Below are 16,086 nucleotides of genomic sequence, written 5' to 3' on the forward strand. Positions count from 1 at the left end.
AATAAAATATTATATTATGTTACGAAAAATTAATCTATTAATTTTAGGATTATTAGTAGTATTTGTTACCAGTTGTGAAGAAGAATTTCTAGAAACAACACCAACAGATTCTATTGCAGAAGCAGATGCTTTTGCAAGTGTAGACAATATGTTTTTGGTATTAAATGGATTGCATAGGGTAATGTATGCTCAAAATCCTATATCAGGAGGAACTTCAAGTAGAAGTGGGCAGAGTTTTTATATGCCAGCATTAGATGCAATGGGTGCTCAAATGATTCACTCATCACCAGGAAATGGATGGATGACAAATGAATTAAGATGGTTAACACATACAAATGCAAATTTTACAACAGTAAGTAATTTTTGGTATATGCGTTACCATATTATAGCATCATCTAACAACTTAATTAATTTAATTGAAGCAAATGGTTTTCCAGAAGCAGATGAAGATGTAAGAAATATTCTTGGTCAAGCTTATGCGTATAGAGCTTGGGCGTATCATCAATTAATTTCAACATTTGCAAAAGGGTACTTAATTGGTGATCCTGCGACAGATGCAGGTGTTCCTTTATTGTTAATTACAGGAACTCCTTATACAAGTGCTCCTAGATCTACAGTTCAAGTTGTTTACGATCAAATAAATTCAGATATAGCAAATTCTATCAGTTTCTTTGAAGGTGCTTCTAGTCCAGCTGATAAATCTCATTTATCTATAAATGCAGCGCAAGGTTTAAAAGCAAGAATAGATTTAACGCAAGGTAAATGGCAAGATGCATCAGATGCGGCAATAGCTGCACGTGAAGGTTTTCCTTTGTTAGATGAAGATGCTTGGTTATCTGGTTTTAATACAGTAGATCTTTCTGAAGTAATTTGGGGAGGTACTGTTATTGAGTCAGAAACAAACTTTTATCAATCTCTCTTCTACTTTATTAGTCCAACTTTTAATGGAAGTCAAAATAGATCAAACCCTAAGTTAATGAATAAAGAAGTTTATGATGCAATTCCATCTACAGACTTTAGAATTAATATGGCATTAGCTTGGGCTCCAAATACAAATTCTTCTGCATCTAACGGAGAAGGTGGTAGTTTTGAGACTGATCCTAATTATGATACCGAAGAAGAATTTTTTGCTGCTAAAGATTCAATTATAAACAAATATGGAATGACTTCTGCGCATAACACACACCCATATATGGCGGTTAAGTTTTTGCAGGAAAATCCAGGATCTATTGATCCAGATGATGTTCTTTATATGCGTTCTTCAGAAATGTATTTAATAGAAGCAGAGGCTAAAACAATGTTATCTGATGTTTCAGGTGCTCAAACAGCTCTTCAAGCTTTTGGTTCAGCAAGAGATACTGATTATGATTCTTCTGTATTTACTTCTGTAGATGCTTTAATGGATCATATTAAATGGCAAAGAAGAGTAGAACTTTACGGAGAAGGGTTTAGTTTCCATGATCACATTCGTTGGGATGAAGGAATTGATTTAACGAACTCTGGAGCTGATGATAATTTATATAGAGATGGTTTCATTCAAGAAAAACCTTCTTTAAATGATGATTGGATTTGGAAAATTCCACAAGCAGAAATTGATGCAAATCCAAATTTAACGGAAGCAGATCAAAACTAACAAGTTATTTTTAACTTAATTAAATATTAAAACCACCTTTTTAAGGTGGTTTTTTTATGATTAAAGCTTAATAATAATTTATTTTTTTTCTAAAAGGCTATTTTTAATGAAGTGTTTTAAAGTATTCTAACGCTTTTATTAACCGACTTCCGTACCAAGAAAACATTTCTCCATCTACTAAAACAGCCTTGGCGTTTTTAGTATAGTTTTCTACTTCTGCTAAATGTTCTTTTTTAAATGGATATGGTTCTGATGATAAAAAAATAAAATCTAGTTCTGACTGTAATTTCATTTCATCCAAATCGATTTCAGGGTAGCGCTCTTTGTACTGATAGATGTTAGCAAACTTATTTAGTGCTAATAAATGGTTGATGAACGTAGTGTTTCCGACAGCCATCCAAGGAGATTTCCAAATAAAATAAACAACTTTTTTTACTTCTTTATTTTTGATGAATTCATTAAAGATGTCTAATTCAGAATTGATTTTTAGAATAATTTCTGAAGCTTTATTTTCTAGGGAAAACAACATTCCGTATTGCTTTATGAGTTCTAAATTATCATCAATAGTAAAAATATCTGAAACATGCGTTGGTGCAATTTTTTCACAGTTCTCTACAATCTCTTTTGTGTTTTCTTCTTTATTACAAAGGATGATATCAGGCTGTAAAGCCTTTATTTTATCAATATGAATACTTTTTGTACCACCAACAATCGTTTTAGTTTCTTTTAAATGGTTGGGATGAACGCAAAATTTTGAAACACCAACAATGGAGGTTTCTAAACCTAAATCGACCAATAATTCTGTTAAACTTGGTACAAGACAAATAATCCGTTTCGGCGTTTTATCAAACGTTAAAATCCGTCTTATTTGATCTTGAAATTCCATGAACTTATTGTGCTAAAATAGTCGCCATTTCTTGTTGTAATTCTTCGGCTTTTAAAGCAGCATTTTGTGCAAAATTTTCATCTTTAGAAGCGTAAATAATTCCTCTAGAAGAATTGATTAATAAACCAATATTTTCTGATAGGCCATATTTACAAACATCTTGCAAGTTTCCGCCTTGTGCGCCAACACCAGGAACTAAAAGAAAAGAATTAGGTACAATTTTTCTAATTTCAGTAAAATATTCTGCTTTTGTAGCACCAACAACATACATTAAATTTTCAGAATTTTTCCATCCTTTAGAGGTCTCTAAAACCTCTTTGTATAATTCTCTTCCGTTTACTTCTTTTGTTTGAAAATCGAAAGCACCTTCATTAGATGTTAATGCTAACATAATAGTATGTTTGTTTTTAAACGCTAAAAATGGCTCTACAGAATCTTTTCCCATATAAGGCGCAACGGTAACAGAATCGAACGCTAAATCTTCTAGAAAAGCTTTTGCATACATGGTTGAGGTATTACCAATATCGCCACGTTTTGCATCTGCAATTGTATAGATTTCTGGGTAATTTTTATTTAAATACTGAATCGTTTTTTCTAAAGATTTCCAACCTTTTATTCCGTAGGCTTCATAAAAAGCGGTATTGGGTTTATAGGCAACACACAAATGATGCGTAGCATCGATAATTGCTTTGTTAAATGCAAAAATAGGATCTTCATCTTTTAAAAGATGTTGTGGAATTTTATTCAAATCCACATCCAATCCGATGCATAAAAATGATTTTTTCTTCTTAATCTGGGCAATAAGTTCTTGTGTTGTCATTTGTTTTCTATAAGTTTTGCAAAAATAGGTATTTTTGTTTTTAAACAAAGCGTCTAATTGTAAGTATTGAGATCTTTAGGTGACAAAAAACAAAAAATAAGTAATGTTCAAAAAAATAATAGTCTTAGTTCTCGTATCTATTTTAGCGAGTTGTAGTTTAGAAACTCCAACCGAATTTACAGAAAAAGCGCTTCAAGAAAAAGTGTACGATTTAAACGACGAAGTAAGTACGTTTAAAGAAGTAATTGATCAACATAAAGGAAAAAAGATTTTAATTGATGTTTGGGCTTCTTGGTGTAGAGATTGTTTAGTCGGAATGCCGAAAGTAAAAGAATTGCAAACAGTGTTTCCAGAAGTGGTGTATTTATTTTTATCTGTTGATGAAAAGAAGGACTCGTGGAAAAGAGGTGTAAAGCGTTATGATGTTATTGGAGAACACTACAATTTACCACAAGGAATGAAGACAGGAGATTTGGTTGATTTTTTAAATCTTAGTTGGATTCCGAGATATGTTGTGGTTGATGAAAACAGTCAAATAACATTATTTAATGAAATAGATGCTTCCGATAAAGATATAATTGAAGCTTTAAAAGAGTAAGTATTTTTGATTGAATTTTATCCTTTTCGTTTTCTATAAGAATAGATGTTTATTAGCCCTTTTTCTATCAGCGATAGCGGTTTAAAGTCTTTTTAACACATTAAAAAAAAACTATATAAAACGTTATAGTAACTATTTGCTTTTCTAAGTGTTTTTTGTCTTTCCATTTCTTAAATTTACATCCAAATTAATAGAAACATTAACAAGGGCCTTTTAGGTTATAAAATAATAATTATGAGAACAAAAATAGTAGCAGGTAACTGGAAAATGAACAATGATAAGAAAGAGAGTAAAAAACTTATCAAAGATTTAAAAAAAGCAATTAAAAAAGAGAAATTAAAAAATACTCGTGTTATAGTTGCTCCTACTTTTGTAAACTTATCGGCTTCTTTAAAAGCAGCAGACGGTTCTGCAATTGAAGTAGTTGCTCAGAATATGCACCAAGCTAAAAATGGTGCTTATACAGGAGAAATTTCTGCAGATATGTTAAAAGCAATCGGAATTAAAACGGTTATTTTAGGACACTCAGAAAGAAGAACTTATTTTAATGAAACAGATGCTTCATTAGCAGCAAAAGTAGATGCTATTTTAGAAAATGATTTAGAAACTATTTTTTGTTTTGGAGAATTGTTAGAAGATAGAAAATCTGAAAACCATTTTGCAGTAGTAGAAAGCCAAATTTCTAATGCATTATTCCATTTAGGAGCAGATGCTTGGAAAAGCATTATTTTAGCTTATGAACCAGTTTGGGCAATTGGTACAGGAGAAACTGCAAGTGCAGAACAAGCGCAAGAAATGCATGCTTTTATTAGAAGTATTGTAGCTAAAAAATACAATCAAGAAGTTGCAGATGCTGTTTCTATCTTATACGGAGGAAGTGTAAAACCTGCAAATGCAGAAGAAATTTTCTCTAAACCAGATGTAGATGGTGGATTAATTGGTGGAGCTGCTTTAAATGTAGATGATTTTACAGGAATTATTAAAGCTATTTAAGCATCGTACTTAAAGATATTTACAATAAATTTGCATCGAGATTTTAAAATCTCGATGCATTTTTTTTACAAGACATTTATGGACAATATTTATATAGAATACAATTTTACAGTTACACCAAAAGAACCAGCAACAGAAATTTTAATTGCAGAATTAGGAGAGGTTGGTTTTGAGAGTTTTGTTGAAAATGAAAACGGAGTAACAGCTTATATTCAAAAAGACGATTGGAGCGCTACTGTTTTAGATGATATTTTTGTTTTAAATTCTGAAGAGTTTTCTATAGAATACGATCAAAAGGAGATTGAGCAAACTAACTGGAATGCAGAATGGGAAAAGAATTTTTCACCTATCCAAGTGGAAGATGTGGTAAGTATTAGAGCACCATTTCATGAAAACCCTAATTTAAAATATGATATTGTAATTGAGCCAAAAATGAGTTTTGGTACTGGGCATCATGAAACGACTCACATGATGGTACAGCATTTATTGCAATTAGATTTAGAAGGTAAAAAAACGTTAGATATGGGATGTGGAACCGGAATTTTAGCAATTTTTGCTGAAATGAAAGGAGCAAATCCTATTGATGCTATCGATATTGATAATTGGTGTTATGAAAATTCTGTAGAAAATGTTGAGAGAAATAATTGTAAAAATATTTCAGTTTTTGAAGGAGAAGCAGCGCTTTTAGTTGATAAAAAATATGATGTTATTATTGCCAACATCAATAGAAATATTTTATTGATGGATATGCAAGCATACACCAATTGTTTAAACGATAACGGCGTGCTTTTATTAAGTGGCTTTTATAAAGATGATATACCTGTTATAGATGCGGAGGTTTCTAAATACAATTTAAAATTAGAAACTGTTATAGAAAGAAATAATTGGGTTGCATTAAAATACAATAAATTGTAATTTTGTAAAATGAGTACAAAAGAAAAAATACAAGAAGAGGTAGATGTCTTAGAACAAGAGGTTTTTCAGCATGAGATAGTATTGCATAATGATGATGTAAATACTTTTGATCATGTTATAGAATCTTTAGTTACTGTTTGTGAACATTCATTTGAGCAAGCAGAGCAGTGTGCTACTTTAGTGCATTATAAAGGAAAATGTACCGTTAAATCTGGAGAACTTAAAGATTTAGAACCAAGATGCTCTAAATTATTACAATTAGGTTTATCGGCAGAATTAGTATAATTGAAAATAAGTAGTTTATGGAAAATGTTTTTAAATATTACGAGTTCTCACCATTCTTTTTAGATACATCTGATACTTTTTCTGGGAATGAAATTTGTTATTCAGAATTAAATGAAACTCATTTTTTAATTTTTGAAAAGAATAATGATACATATAATTTATATGTATCTAGATATCTACAAAAAAATGATATTGGAGTAAATGCCCCAGAAATATTAGAATTATTAGTAGAAAACTACGATAAGAGCATCCCTGCTCACCGAATAATGATTAAGCAATACCTTCACTAAAGTACCTTTCACCGAATAACTTTTTAGAAATACCTATTTTATTTTTTATTTGTAGTGACTTTTATAAACAATATGAGTCTTATAGATAAGAAGCAATATATATGGTTAAAAAATTTACTTTCTTATTAGTGATAATTTTTATGGTTCCTGCGTTAGGATATAGTCAAGCTGTTCCTATGCCTGCAGGTCCGCCACCTCCTCCGGGATTGCCTATAGATAATTTAATAGGTGTTTTGTTTTTAATAAGTTTAGGATTGATATACGGGTCTAGAAAGATCCTTAAAGATAGTAGTAGTTAGTTTTTATACTAAGTTTGGTTAGACGAAAAGGCCTTGGACATTTGTTCAAGGTCTTTTCTATTTATATCGTTTTAAGATTATTATTTAAATTAAGTCTAAATAAGAATAATAAAGTATATTTGCAGAAAATAACTAGAGCTAAATAATGATGCTTTTATAATTTACTCTTTTATTTTGGGATAGTAATAATGGTTAGATATGTATAATAATGTAAATAGGTGCTAAAAGTAGATGAATAATATTTTTAAAAAATTAAGAATTAACGCATAATTTTAAATAGAAGAAATAAGAAGAAATCATCACCCTTAAATGCTTTACGTATTTTCTTAAAAGCCGTGTACATATGTGCTTCTACTGTTTTTATTGAAATGCCTAATAGATCTGCTATCTCTTTGTATTTAAGTCCATCAAATTTATTAAGTTTTAATATTTCTTTGCTCTTTTCTGGTAAAGATTCAATTATGATTTTTAATTTTAAAATGCGTTGCTCTATTATTTCATCATCATCATTAATTCTATCTCTTAAAGCACGTTCTTTAATTTCATCAAAAAAACTTTCTTTATGTTTCTTTTTTCTATAAGTGTCTATATAGCTGTTATGGGTAATTCTGTATAAATAACTTTTAATAGGTTTTGTTGTGTTAATGTTTTTTCTATGAGTCCAAAGAGTTATAAAAGTTTGTTGCACAATGTCTTCTGCCTCATGCAGATTACTTGTGTAGGACAATGCATAGTCAACAAGTTTTTTATAATAACGATCAAATAATGTTTTAAATGCTTTTTCATCACCTACCTTAATATTAGTAGCCAGTGTAAGATCGTCTAAATATAAATTCAAATTGTTTTGTTTGTTATTATTAAAAAAACAAACATAATTAAAATTTAACTAAGGGTATAGTGTTAAATCAACGTATTGTTAATATAAATTTAATAAAACAGCCTTTCTGTTGAAGAAAATAATAATAAAATACATCGCCAATACAATTACAGACCAAGAGTTAGAAACTCTTAGGTTGTGGCTGAAAAAGGAAAATAATCAAGAAACATTTGATGAATACATAAAAGCTTCTTATGATATAGATACTGTAATGAATAAACCAGATTTAGATACTGCTTATAAAAAAATAAGGCATTCTATTGATACTGAAAAGAAATCGAAATTTAGAATTCTCCCCGTTTGGTCTCGATATGCAGCAGCGGCAGTTATTGTATTTATGTTTTCATATGTATATGTTTTTTATAATAAAGAGCAACCTGTAGAGGTTTTAAACTCTTTTGTAACTGTTGTAGAGTCTGGTGTAGATAAAGCAACTTTAACATTAGATGATGGATCTAATATTATTTTAGAAGCAGGTACAGTTTATAATAATAAGACGGTAGCAAGTAATGGAGAAGAGATTATTTATAAAAAAGAGCAAGAAACAATAATTAATCTTGAAGATAAAGTGGAAGCAAATAAGACAGAGTCTAAAATAGCTTATAATTATTTAACGACTCCAAGAGGAGGAGAGTTTCAAATTACGTTGGCAGATGGAACGCAAGTTTGGTTAAATTCTGAAACCAAATTAAAATATCCAACAGTATTTAAAAAAGGAGAATCTAGGCAAATAGAATTGGTGTATGGTGAAGCTTATTTTGATGTTTCATCAAGTAAAAACCACCACGGAGCAACTTTTAAAGTTATTTCTAATTTACAAGAAGTAGAAGTGTTTGGAACAGAATTTAATATAAAGGCTTATAAAGATGAAGCAAGTGTATATACCACATTAGCTGAAGGTAAAGTAGCAGTTAGTAATTTTGCTTTTAAAGAGAATTTAAAAGTAGGGCAACAATCTGTTATTGATAAATCAACAGGGAAAATTAATGTAAAAACAGTGAATATTTATAATGAAACAGCATGGAGGTTAGGCGCCTTTTCTTTTAAAAATAAAACTTTAAAAGAAATCATGAAAGTCTTATCTAGGTGGTATGATATTGATATTGTTTTTGAAAATAAGGAATTAGAAACCATTAAGTTTAATGGTGTTTTAAATAAAAAAATGACTCTTGAAGAAACTTTAAATTCTATTAAAAGGAGTTCTAATTTAAATTATCTCGTAAACGATACCAAAATAATATTAAAATAAAGAAAAGGGATAAAGTCAATACCGCTCAAAGTACATCGCTTTATCCCTAAAGAAATATTAATTAAATGCATAACTAATACTTTACAAATTTATGAAAATTAATTTTACTCAAGAGTGGCTCAAAAAGCTAACTCAAAATTTTATTATGAGGACAGCATTTTTATTATTTTGTTCTACAGTATTTAGTTTTACTCCAATTGATGTCGTCTCCCAAAATGCGGAAATTAAAATAATTCAGGACAAAACCGTAACTGTAGATCAAATATTTGACATTATTCAAGCACAAACAGATTACACTTTTATTTATCGTTCAGATATGTTTAAAGATGTTTCTCCAATGCATTTAAAAGAAGGTATAATAAAAGCAAAAACCTTATTGATAAAAGCATTACCTAAAAGATTTTATAACATAGAATTGCTCAAAAACAATACCATTGTTATCGGGAAAAGAGATTTTTCTAAAAAAATAGAGGTTAGAGGTAAAATTGTAGATATTAATAACCAACCTCTTTCTGATGTTAATGTAATTGTTAGAGACTTAAATTTAGGAACTTTTACAAATAAAAACGGTACGTTTTTGATGACTTTACCTCATCAAAATTTTAAATTAAATGTAAGCCTTTTAGGGTATAAAACAGAAGAGGTTGATTTGTCCTCAGAATCAGATTTGTCTACTATTAGAATTACGCTTAAAGAAGATTTATTAGGTTTAGATGAAATTGTTGTTACTGCAAAAAAAACGGTAAGTAGAGAAGGTACGTCTACTTATAAAATAGGTAGTCAGGCAATGAAACAAGTTCAGGCAATGAACTTAGGCGATGTGTTAAGTTTAATTCCTGGTAATAAAATGGAGCAAACAAACTTAACGGCTACTAAACAAGCTAATTTACGAAGTGCAGTAAGTTCTGATGTAAATTCTTTTGGTACCGCTATTATTTTAGATGGTGCAGCAATTAGTACAGATGCAAATATGCAAACCAAAAACTCATCTACTTTAGATGGAGGGAAATCTGTAGTTGGTGGCGGTGTAGATTTAAGAAGTATAACCTTAGCAAATGTAGAATCTGTAGAGATTATAACAGGTATTGCATCTCCAAAATATGGTAATTTATCTTCTGGTGGAATTCTAGTAAAAAGTAAAGTAGGTAAATCTCCTTATATTGTTTCTGCCAATGTCTCATCTACAAATTATCAGGGATCTGTTGCAAAAGGATATGAATTAAATAAATTAGGCGTTTTAAATACAGATTTATCTTACGCGTATTCTTCTGGAGCACCAACAGAACGTAAATTATTTTATCAAAGTTTTAATTTAGGGTTACGTTGGAAATTACCAGTATTTAAAGATGTTAAATGGAATCATTTTACCTCTCTACGAATAGGGCATTCCGATGATGGAAACAACCATGAACCAGAAGAGGTTTTTAAAAATGAAGCGGATGTAAAAAGTACTTCTTATCAGGCAACGCTTTCAGGTGATTTTCATTCATCCCTTTTAGGGAAAATAAGTTATAATTTTAGTGGTAGTGTTGTTAATCAACATTCTTTTTATGATACTTATGTAATTAACGGACCTTTCCCAATTATAGAATCTATAGAAAGCGGAACTTATGCTACTACATATTCTCCGAATGCATTTAATCAAACTAGAGATATTAAAGGAAAGCCCATTAATTTAAATGGAAGAATTGAGGCTTCTCAAAATGCAAGTTTTAAGAGTTTAGACTTTAATTTTGAAACGGGTTTGCAGTATTCTTTTGATGATAATACAGGTAGTGGTAGAGTTGCAACTGGTAATATTGTTCATACACAAGATATTGCTGGGAGTAGATCTGCAACTTTTGAGAAAATTCCGGCTTCTAAAACTTTTTCGGCATATCATCAAACAATTATAAAACGATCTGGAGAGGCGTCTAATCAACAATTAAATTTAGGGCTTAGATATGATAACATGTTAGAACGTTATAACTTGCTATCTCCTCGTATGTCTTTTTCATCAAAACATAATAATTTTACGGCAAGAGGAGCTTGGGGAGTTTCGTATAAAGCTCCAGCAATGGTACAATTATATCCAGGAAGATCTTATATAGATTATATCAATTTTCAATATTATGCAGAGAATCCAGACGAGCGTTTAGCAATTGTAACAACCTATGTTTATCAGCCTACAAACGAGCATTTAAAACCTAATTATTCCGATTTAAAGGAAGTTGGTTTTGATTGGTCTCCTTCTTTTATGAATTTTAATTTCACCTATTTTAAAAAAGACATGCGTAGAGGTATTACAACAACAGACGAGTTGTTATTATTGCCGAAAGCTGTTTATGAAGTAGTAGATGCGCCGATAGGTGTGCAGCCAACGGTAGCGCCAACAGGAGAGGTAAACAATATACCAAGAACAGTAAGTGTAATGAACAACAATTATTACGTTGCTACCAATGGAGTAGAAGCCACAATAAGTCCAAAGAAAATAAAGGCAACCAATACGCAGTTTAATTTTAGGTATAGTTATTTAGAAAGTGTGGTAACAAATACAGGTTTTGATATTGATAAGTCTAGTTATGTTGTTGGCGACAATTCAGTAAGATATGGTGTTTATGAAAATAGTTTAACAAAGGCAATTAGAAGTTTTGGTACTTTAACTTTAATTCAACATATACCTTCTTTGCGTTTTGTGTTAACACTTTCGGCGGAATTAAACTTTAAGGAAAGTAGCCAGTTTATTGGTGCAAGTTTATATCCGTTTGCATATTATGATATAGATGGTACTTATATAGAAATTCCGGAAGAAAATAGAATGAACCCAGAATTTGATGATTTAAAAAGAGATGAAAACTCTTTTACCACCACAGCAACTCCATTTTACAGTAATTTTAATTTACAAATACGTAAAGAAACTAAACAAGGGCATTCTTTTAGTTTTTACGCTAATAACGCACCATGGAACAACCCAACTTATGAGTTTTTAGGAAGTAGAAGAACATTGAATAATAAAATATCAGTAGGTTTTAATTTAACCTTATTAATTAAATAACAGTAAAACAACAACAACAACATGAAAAAAACAATTTTAAAACAAGTAGGTTTAACAAAGTTAATCGCATTATTTCTCTTAATATCAGTAATAGTTAGCTGTGAAAGTGATGAGGATATTCCTAATTTAGGAAACTTAGAAGTTCAAGTAACATTAGCAAGTGGTCTTAATGATATTTCATTAGAAGATATAGATGTAACAATTACACAGACCATAGATAATTCTACTTTAACTATGAATACAGATGTAAACGGTTTGGCAACTTTTTCTGATATTTCTGCGGGTACTTATACCGTAGTAATAGCACATTCTACAGATGAATATACTTTAAGTGGTACTGCAAATAATATTGTAATTACAAAACAAGAAACTGTAGCAACAACAGTAGAGGTAAATGCGGTGAACCAAGACGGAGGTTTAGTAATTAAAGAAGTATATACAGCTGGTTCTGGTTATATTACTTTATTTAAAGATTCATTTATTGAAATTTTCAATAATTCAGCAGAAACTTTATATGCAGATGGTATGTACATCGCTAATCTTTTTGGCGGATCTGGTTCTACCGGTAGTATTGCAATTTATTCTGTATTAACAGATGAAAGTTATGTGTATACAGATGTAATGAGCCAAATACCAGGAGCAGGAACAGATTACCCTGTAGCAGCTGGTAAAAGTATTGTAATAGCTTTAAACGCTGTTAATTATAAAGAAGGAAGTACTGCGCCAGATGCACAGTTAGATAATACAGATGCAACATTAGAGCATTATTCTGTAGATTGGTTAGAAGCACAAGGTCGTGCAGGAAATCCTTATTTTGAGTTAGATAATCCTGCTGTACCAAACATGACTAACACATATATGTTTGAAGGTACTAACTTTTTTAGATTATCTACACCAGGAAGTATTGTTTTAGTAAGTAGTGAAGCAACTTTTGATGCTTCAGGAATTGTAGATTATACAGCACCAGGAGCTACAACTACTTCTAAATTAATGAAAATTTCTATTGAAAACGTAGTTGATGGAGTAGATATTTTAGATAATTCTGGAGCAGCAGATTATAAACGTATGCCTACTGTAATAGATGGTGGTTTTACTTATTTAACTGCTGATGGAGCAATTTCATATACAGGTTTAAGTAATAGAAGAAAAATTGATGAAGTAGCTACTGCTCGTTTTGGTAGAACTATTTTATTAGATACAAATAATTCAACGGTAGATTTTGAAGCAATTGCTTTCCCTGACAAATATGGTTACAACAACTAATAAAATAGACCATTTAGCAATAAAGAGAATGTTTTTAACATTCTCTTTATTATTAAGTGTGTTCAGTAGTTTTTCTCAAACAGCAATAACTATAGATAGTTTGTCTGTTATTGAGAGAGATTTTCAATTTGAACAATTTAAAAATAGGTACTTTCAAATACCGTCATTAATCAATCAATCTAACCTTAAAAAGTTTTCTTATGGAGAAGGTAAGTATTTGTATGGTGAAGGGAAATTAAGGCATCCGCAGGAGTTTAAAAAACAAAACGGATTGTATTTAAAAACGGCCTCTTTAGCAGCTTTAGAAAATACCAATTGGACTTTTTATGGTAGTTTAGAATATTTAAATACTAGAATTGAAGATGTAGAAAATAATTTAACATACGGAATTTCAGAGTATAATTCTCCATACTACTTTTTTCAGAAAACAACAGGTATATGGAATCATCAGAATTATAATTTTGAAATAAGTGCGGCTCATAAAGTAAATTCTAAACTGAGTTTAGGTGGTTATTTAAATTATGACACCAATTTTTATTTTAGAAAAACAGACACTAGAAATGAGCTAACGGCTTTAAAAATTAATGGAAAGATTTCAGCAAGTTATCAGTTTAACGAAAAACATTTATTGAGTTTGGCCTTAAGCACAGAGTTTTTTAAAACAGATTCTGAACTAGGAAATAAGTTTCCAGAAAATAATACAGAGCTTACTGCAAATTATTATTTAAACACCGGTTTAGGCTCGTATATAAAAAATATTGATAATGGATTTCAAACAAAAAGAATATTGCCTCAGTTGCAATTACATTGGCTTTTAAAACAAAATAATTGGGATTTATCTGTAGAAAGTGCTACAAAGTACGGTACAGAAAGATGGATTGATAAAAACATTGTTAGAGTAGAAGAAAATGATGAGTTAACGAAGTATAGTTTTTTAAATCAACAGTTTAATGTTGTTTATAATCAATATAAAAAAAATAGTTTATTATCTATTAATCTAAATGCCGAATATTTAAAAGGGAAAGGTAAAGTTTGGCAAGAGGTAGGTACTTATTATGCTAAAAATTTTAATGCTACCAACTATAATTTTAAAACAGAGGCTAACATTTTATTCTATAAAAAGTTCTTGAATAAAGTGAGCTTAGGAGTGAATTATTCTAATGTAGAGCAGTTAGATTTAAACTATGCATATCAATTCGATTATCAGTTTTTAGAACCTAAAGTAGCTTTTGGCTTACATAAAGATGTTTCTACTAAAACATCATTTTTTACAAATATTTCTGGTTTGTACCATCATGTTTTAGATATGCAACACAACCCTTATGCAGCCAACAATATTTATGTAGATTGGATTGGTAATAGTGTTGCAGATTATACCGGAACCAGTTCTTTTAATTTTAATACCAAATTAGGTTTTAATATAAAACTTAAAAACGAAAATACCTTAGAATGTTCTCTTACTGGTGATTATTGGAAAGCGACAAGCTTATCTAACGAAACAATTAATTACGTTTCAAAAAGCGATGATTATCTAAGTTTAGTGGTTGGGCTTAAATTGTATTTTTAATGGATACGCAAGCTTTTTGCTGTAAAGAGTTCTTGTTATTATAAAATTTAAATTAAAAAAATGAAGTCATTATTTAAAGTGTTCATCTTGTTTATTCCGCTGGTTATTTGTGGACAAAAGATGGACAATGTTCATTTTGAGGAATATGATTTAGCAAACGGATTGCATGTTATTCTTCATAAAGATGTAAACGAACCCAATGTAATTGTTGGTACTAAATACCATGTAGGTTCTAAAAATGAAGAGATAGGGAAAACAGGATATGCACATTTTTACGAGCATCTTTTATTCCATGGAACAAAAAATATCCCGCAAGGAAAATTTGAAAGTATTATTTTAGATGCTGGTGGGTATTGCAACGCTTATACTAATTATGATGTAACTTATTATTATCAATTATTGCCTGCACACGAATTTAAATTAGGTCTTTGGGCAGAATCAGAGAGAATGTTACATCCGGTAATTACATCAGAAGGTATTAATCGAGAAAGAGAGATTGTAAAGGAAGAAAAAAGAATGCGTTACGATAGTAAACCATTGGGTAATTCTTACTTTGAAATGATGTCTAAACTATTTTCTGATGAAACTTACGGACACAATATGATTGGTTCTATGGAAGATCTTAATGCGGCTTCTAAAGAAGATTTTGATGCATTTTTAAAAACGTATTACACTCCTAATAATGCCTGTTTAGTAGTTTCTGGTAATATTGATATTAAAGAAACTAAAAAATGGATAAAGCTTTATTTTAAAGATATTCCGAAAGGGAAAAAGATAAAAAGACCTATAAAGTTTGATAGAATATCTGGACTCGAAAAGCATACAGAAAGAACTGTAAAAGGCCTAAAAGGAGAATCTATATTAGTAGGATATCCGTTAATGTCACAAAGTGATGCAGATGCTCCTGCAATGCAAATAATAAATGCTATTTTATCTGGTAGTAGTAATTATTCCTATTTTGAAAATCATCTAAATTTAAAGAAAGATACCATTATTAAACGTATTAAATCTTCAGTTGATTTTTGGGAAAAGGAAGGAACATTGCGTATTACTGCAAATGTTGAGAGTAAAAATAGTGAACCTTATTTACTAGAAAAATTAGAGGAACAAATAATGCTTTTAAAAAATGAGCATGTAGACGCTGTTGTATTGCAACAAGTAAAAAAGCAATTCGAATCTGCTCATGTAGATTACTTTTATCATGCAGAAACATTTGCAGATAAGGTAACTAATTATTATCACTTATATAATAAAACATCAGACATTAGAAATCTTATAGATGATTTTAATAAGGTAACAGCGGATGACATTCAGCGAGTTGCTAAAAAATATTTAGATAAAAAGAATCGAGTAGTAATTGTTTACCACCCAGAATAA

General features: G+C 30.1%; 15 protein-coding genes. 12 read left to right on the forward strand and 3 right to left on the reverse strand.

Annotated elements, in window-relative coordinates; all coding sequences use genetic code 11:
* The first annotated feature begins 16 nt into the window (after window positions 1–16).
* Window positions 17–1,633, forward strand: coding sequence for a RagB/SusD family nutrient uptake outer membrane protein (locus WHD08_RS15465; protein ID WP_165732334.1), 1,617 nt, complete (start codon window positions 17–19; stop codon window positions 1,631–1,633).
* Between the two features lie 103 nt (window positions 1,634–1,736).
* On the opposite strand, the gene WHD08_RS15470 is transcribed toward WHD08_RS15465, so the two are convergent.
* Window positions 1,737–2,519, reverse strand: coding sequence for an ABC transporter substrate-binding protein (locus WHD08_RS15470; protein WP_208890180.1), 783 nt, complete (start codon window positions 2,517–2,519; stop codon window positions 1,737–1,739).
* 4 nt (window positions 2,520–2,523) lie between these two features.
* Window positions 2,524–3,339 (reverse strand): orotidine-5'-phosphate decarboxylase, encoded by an 816-nt coding sequence (gene pyrF, locus WHD08_RS15475; RefSeq protein WP_208890178.1) that lies wholly within the window; start codon window positions 3,337–3,339, stop codon window positions 2,524–2,526.
* Between the two features lie 103 nt (window positions 3,340–3,442).
* Here pyrF and WHD08_RS15480 point away from each other — a divergent pair, with 103 nt between their 5' ends.
* The 6 genes from WHD08_RS15480 to WHD08_RS15505 all read left to right on the forward strand — a co-directional run bounded on the left by WHD08_RS15480 (window position 3,443) and on the right by WHD08_RS15505 (window position 6,719).
* Window positions 3,443–3,937: a TlpA family protein disulfide reductase gene (locus WHD08_RS15480; RefSeq protein WP_208890171.1), complete on the forward strand. Its 495-nt coding sequence runs from the start codon at window positions 3,443–3,445 to the stop codon at window positions 3,935–3,937.
* A gap of 234 nt (window positions 3,938–4,171) precedes the next feature.
* On the forward strand, window positions 4,172–4,930 hold the full coding sequence (gene tpiA, locus WHD08_RS15485) for a triose-phosphate isomerase (protein ID WP_208890170.1): 759 nt from the start codon (window positions 4,172–4,174) through the stop codon (window positions 4,928–4,930).
* Window positions 4,931–5,008: 78 nt separating this feature from the next.
* Window positions 5,009–5,845 (forward strand): 50S ribosomal protein L11 methyltransferase, encoded by an 837-nt coding sequence (prmA, locus tag WHD08_RS15490; RefSeq protein WP_208890169.1) that lies wholly within the window; start codon window positions 5,009–5,011, stop codon window positions 5,843–5,845.
* Between the two features lie 9 nt (window positions 5,846–5,854).
* Window positions 5,855–6,130, forward strand: a complete 276-nt coding sequence (locus tag WHD08_RS15495) for an ATP-dependent Clp protease adaptor ClpS (protein ID WP_165732346.1) — start codon at window positions 5,855–5,857, stop codon at window positions 6,128–6,130.
* Between the two features lie 17 nt (window positions 6,131–6,147).
* Window positions 6,148–6,420: a hypothetical protein gene (locus tag WHD08_RS15500; RefSeq protein WP_208890168.1), complete on the forward strand. Its 273-nt coding sequence runs from the start codon at window positions 6,148–6,150 to the stop codon at window positions 6,418–6,420.
* 101 nt (window positions 6,421–6,521) lie between these two features.
* Entirely contained in the window at window positions 6,522–6,719 is a 198-nt protein-coding gene (locus tag WHD08_RS15505; RefSeq protein WP_165732350.1) for a hypothetical protein, read from the forward strand.
* A 259-nt stretch (window positions 6,720–6,978) separates the two neighbouring features.
* Here WHD08_RS15505 and WHD08_RS15510 read toward each other — a convergent pair whose 3' ends face one another.
* A complete protein-coding gene (locus tag WHD08_RS15510; RefSeq protein ID WP_208890167.1) occupies window positions 6,979–7,557 on the reverse strand; it encodes an RNA polymerase sigma factor in 579 nt (192 codons plus the stop codon).
* A gap of 109 nt (window positions 7,558–7,666) precedes the next feature.
* Here WHD08_RS15510 and WHD08_RS15515 point away from each other — a divergent pair, with 109 nt between their 5' ends.
* From WHD08_RS15515 to WHD08_RS15535, 5 genes are all read left to right on the forward strand, one after another.
* The gene (locus tag WHD08_RS15515; protein ID WP_208890166.1) at window positions 7,667–8,845 is read left to right on the forward strand and encodes a FecR family protein; all 1,179 of its coding nucleotides are present in this window, start codon (window positions 7,667–7,669) and stop codon (window positions 8,843–8,845) included.
* A gap of 145 nt (window positions 8,846–8,990) precedes the next feature.
* Complete coding sequence (locus WHD08_RS15520) at window positions 8,991–11,879, forward strand: TonB-dependent receptor (RefSeq protein ID WP_208890165.1); 2,889 nt, start codon at window positions 8,991–8,993, stop codon at window positions 11,877–11,879.
* Window positions 11,880–11,900: 21 nt separating this feature from the next.
* Window positions 11,901–13,142 carry a DUF4876 domain-containing protein gene (locus WHD08_RS15525; protein ID WP_208890164.1) on the forward strand — a complete coding sequence of 414 codons (1,242 nt, stop codon included), beginning with the start codon at window positions 11,901–11,903 and terminating at the stop codon, window positions 13,140–13,142.
* Entirely contained in the window at window positions 13,126–14,709 is a 1,584-nt protein-coding gene (locus tag WHD08_RS15530) for a DUF6850 family outer membrane beta-barrel protein (protein ID WP_208890163.1), read from the forward strand. Before WHD08_RS15525 ends, WHD08_RS15530 begins: the two co-directional genes overlap by 17 nt.
* A 60-nt stretch (window positions 14,710–14,769) precedes the next feature.
* A complete protein-coding gene (locus WHD08_RS15535) occupies window positions 14,770–16,086 on the forward strand; it encodes a M16 family metallopeptidase (RefSeq protein ID WP_208890162.1) in 1,317 nt (438 codons plus the stop codon).

The organism is Polaribacter sejongensis (assembly GCF_038024065.1).
In the GTDB taxonomy this organism is placed as follows: domain Bacteria; phylum Bacteroidota; class Bacteroidia; order Flavobacteriales; family Flavobacteriaceae; genus Polaribacter; species Polaribacter sejongensis.